Here is a 2163-nt window from a genome sequence, read left to right as displayed (position 1 = left end):
GCCTGGGTGCACGTGCAGCAGGTCGGGGATCAGCTCAGCATGCTCAGCATGGGCCAGGGCCGCGCCCACCATGCCCGGCTCGCGGTGATGCAGGGCCGACATCGCATTGAAGAGATGTGTGAAGCCGGCTGCGCCGGCGCGAAGCGCGGCGACACCGTCGTCATAGCTGCCGTTGCTGTGCCCGATCTGCACGCGAATGCCGGCATCGCGCAACGGACCGATCAGCGCGAGGTGGCCGGGCACCTCGGGCGCCATCGTCAGCACCTTGATCGGCGCGATCGCGTTCAGCCGCAGCACCTCGTCCAGCGTCGCCGGAATGGCGTGGGCGGGTTGTGCTCCGAGGCGGCCGGGGTTGATGTATGGGCCTTCGAGATGCACGCCCAGCACGCGCGCGGACTGTTCGCCGCGCTCTCGGCAAACGGGGCCTATGGCGTGCAGCGCCGCCTCGATCTCGCCGACAGGCGCCGTCATCGTCGTCGCCAGCAGCGCCGTCGTGCCGTGGCGGGCGTGGCGGCGCGCGATCTCCGCGATGGCGTCGCCTCCCTCCATCGCGTCGCGGCCGCCTCCGCCGTGCACATGGGTGTCGATGAAACCGGGCAACAGCAGGGGCCGGCCGCCCTCGCCGGCACGCGCCGCATCGATGGGCCGGCCTTCGATGGCGGCGATGCGGCCATCGGCGATGTCCAGGTGGCCGGTGATCATGCCCTGCGGCGTGACGATGTCGCCTTCAAGCCGCATCAGTCCCGCCTCATTTCGGCGACGAAGTCGTAATAGTCGCTGCGGCAGTAGGAATGCGTCAGCTCCACGGCTTGGCCTGAAGCCAGGTAGCCGACTCGCGTGATGAAGAGCACAGCGGCACCCAGGGGCACTTCCAGCAGACCCGCGAGCTTGGCATCGGCGTTCAGCGCGCGGATGTGCTGCAGGGCGCGCACAGGCGCACGGTCGCCAAGATGAGAGTAAAGCGAGGCCTCGACCTTCTGCGGGTCCGGCAGCGCGGACTGCGGCAGCACCGACACCTCGTAAGCCATGACGACAGAGTCCGCCAGGCGCAGCCGCTCCAGGCGCGCGACGCGCTCGCCGCTCTTGAGCTCCAGCGACAACTGCTCGTCCGGCGCCGCCGGCGTGAAGCCGCGCAGCAGCCAGCGCGAACCGGGCACGAAGCCGCGCTGGTGCAGTTCCTCGGAGAAGCTGGTCAGGCGGGTCAGCGGCTGTTCCAGCTTGGGCGCGATGTAGTTGCCCGAGCCGCGCTTGCGGATGATCAGCCCCTGCTCAACAAGGCGGTCGATGGCCTTGCGAGCGGTGACTCGCGACAGCTCCAGTTGCTCGGCGAGCACGCGCTCGCTCGGCAAGGCCTCGTCGGTATGGAAAACGCCATCGCGGATGGCCTGGGCCAGGCTCTGCGCCAGCTGCATGTACAGCGGCGACGCAGCGTTGGGGTCGGGCTTGAAATCGAAAACAGCGCTCATGCGGGGATCGTTGCTTGCTGTTGGATCAGCCAGAGCGCGCCGCTGGCGGCATCGCCCTGGGGTTCGACGCGACGGGCCTGCAGGGCCGGGCTGAGGCGCGGCGCGAGGCGCAGCGCGATGCTGCCGGCCAAGGCCAGTGGCAGCTCGGGAGAGACGGCCGCGGCCAAGGCGTCCAACGCGCGTGCAGCTTCGGCCAACAGCGCTGCCGCGGCGCTGTCGTCAGCCTCGTGCTCGAACACCCGAGGCGCGAGGCTGGCATAGCCCCCCTGGCCCGCTTGCGCGCAGAACCCCAGCAGCCCCTCGCGCGTGCTGCCAGCCTGGCGGTACACGGCCTGCACAAGCGCACCGGCTGTAGCCCGGCCGTCGTAGGCGGCCTGGGCCAGCTTCATCGCCTGCTGGCCCAACCAGGCGCCGCTGCCCTCGTCCCCGATCTGCCAACCCCAGCCGCCCACCATGCGCCGGCTGCCATCGGGCAGCAAGGCCTCAGCGACCGAGCCGGTGCCCGAGATCAGCAGTGCGCCGGGCTCGCCGCCGTGAGCGCCGAGCAGGGCCGCGAGACCGTCGGTGACAAGGGTGAAACGTGCCACGCCGGGATCGGCTGCGACAAACGCCTGCAGTTGCGCCGGCACGCCTGTGCCGGACAGACCCAGGCCCAAACCGCAGCGGCTCAGTTCCAGCCCCGGTACGCCGGCAGCGC

The 2163-nt window shown here is 70.5% G+C and carries 3 protein-coding genes; all 3 read right to left on the bottom strand.

Annotation, left to right across the window (positions count from 1 at the left end; translation table 11 throughout):
• Positions 1 to 738: amidohydrolase family protein (locus VGF12_RS08745; protein WP_331175651.1), on the bottom strand; the 738-nt coding region annotated here is incomplete at its 3' end.
• Positions 738 to 1466: a GntR family transcriptional regulator gene (locus VGF12_RS08740; protein ID WP_331175650.1), complete on the bottom strand. Its 729-nt coding sequence runs from the start codon at positions 1464 to 1466 to the stop codon at positions 738 to 740. The genes VGF12_RS08745 and VGF12_RS08740, both read right to left, overlap by 1 nt.
• On the bottom strand, positions 1463 to 2163 hold a 701-nt coding region (locus tag VGF12_RS08735), incomplete at its 5' end, for a BadF/BadG/BcrA/BcrD ATPase family protein (protein ID WP_331175649.1). The genes VGF12_RS08740 and VGF12_RS08735, both read right to left, overlap by 4 nt.

It is taken from the genome of Roseateles sp., from assembly GCF_036404855.1.
Classification (GTDB): Bacteria; Pseudomonadota; Gammaproteobacteria; order Burkholderiales; family Burkholderiaceae_C; genus Pelomonas.
This window is presented reverse-complemented; position numbering and strand designations above follow the sequence as displayed.

Excerpts from the sequence above, each read along its gene's own strand:
- VGF12_RS08740 (WP_331175650.1), bottom strand. The coding sequence starts at position 1,466 with ATGAGCGCTGTTTTCGATTTCAAGCCCGACCCCAACGCTGCGTCGCCG.